Here is a 1462-nt window from a genome sequence, read left to right as displayed (position 1 = left end):
ATAGGAATTGAAAGCCTATAATTTAATTAAAATAAGGAGTTAATTATGATTAACACAAAAGTATTAAAAATTTCAAAACGAATAGCTATTATTTTGTTAATAGCGGCATTTAGCATCGCGGGAATAGTTGCCTGCTCTGGAGATGAGATTACGGGAAGCGGCGGAAGAAATTATTCGAGCGAGAATACGAATCCCGGCGGAAGTTCTGGCGGCGGTGATTCTTCAGGCGGAAACGGAGGTTCTGGAGACGATGGTTCTTCAGGAGGCGATACGGATGGAGACGATACCACGATTTTGCCAAACGATAGCCCGGGAGATTATTACGATGTTCGCGTTCCTTTCGGCGTAGTAGGAGACGGTTATACCAATGTAAGCTATAAAGACACCAATAAATTAAAACAATTATGGTTCGACCAAATCAACAGAAAAGCCGTAAACGATGGAAAGGTATTCGCCATTAGAAATAGGGGAAATAATAGAGATGCCAATAATTTTCAAAGAAAACATACTCATGGACAATATAGCGCGCAAGATTATTATTATTTCAATGAAAACGGCGATATAGTTTATAAAGAAGACAATACTATTATCAAAAAATTAGTCGGAGTTGTTATAATCCCTTATAGAGATATAACGATAAAAAGAGGAGATAAGACGAGATTTGCTGATAACTCTTGGTCTATGCAGAAGAACGGCATTACTTGGAAAGAAAAAAATATATATACGATTGGAGCTATTTACGCTAACGCTTTAACAACCGAAAATGCAAGAACGAAATATGCTGGCGATAACCCATTTAAAGACGGAGTATTCGATTTTGTAACCGCTCGACATGGGGTTCAAACTTTCTGGAGTGCGTCTACTTTTGTAAATAATTTATTTGAAAGACAATATATAAATCCCGGCTTCATAGAAATTTTGGTTATGTATGACTATGATAACCTTGGATATTCTGGAGCCGCTAGCGTTCATTCTTATTACGCTTATTACGGAATATATAATTATCATGAAGAATATAAAAATCACCCTGGTATTTACTTTACGGCTCAAAATATGCCTTATATGACCAATCAAAATATATATTTGGCGGAAAGACCAGAATTTATTAGTAAACAGTTGAATCATACCGCTATGTTTACGGATAAGCATCGAGGCTGGGAATTCTTGTTTATGCCGGGACAGAAAGATATAAGCGATACAAGAAGAGTAGTAAGAATTAATAACGGTATGATACGATAATTTTAACCGCTTGTTTATTTAATCAAAATTAGAAAAAAAACTGGAATAGGGTAGAAGGCTAAAAAATAGTCTTCTACTTATTTTTTGTATTATTTTCCGAAGAAATCCACTTCTAATAAAATTAAATTTTAAAAATGAATATATAGATTATATAATAAATTTCCACTTTATTTAAAATGCTTTCTAAGTTTTTAATCGTTAAAATGTAGTATATGTATTATTT

The 1462-nt window shown here is 33.8% G+C and carries 1 protein-coding gene; it reads left to right on the top strand.

The annotated features are described in order from the left end of the window. Nucleotides 1–45: 45 nt before the first annotated feature. Entirely contained in the window at nucleotides 46–1239 is a 1194-nt protein-coding gene (locus ACR0QS_RS13210) for a hypothetical protein (protein WP_432633916.1), read from the top strand. Nucleotides 1240–1462: the final 223 nt, after the last annotated feature.

It is taken from the genome of Brachyspira sp. (assembly GCF_050873525.1).
In the GTDB taxonomy this organism is placed as follows: domain Bacteria; phylum Spirochaetota; class Brachyspiria; order Brachyspirales; family Brachyspiraceae; genus Brachyspira.
The sequence above is the reverse complement of the archived record's forward strand: the minus strand, read 5'-3'. Positions and strand labels throughout refer to the sequence as shown.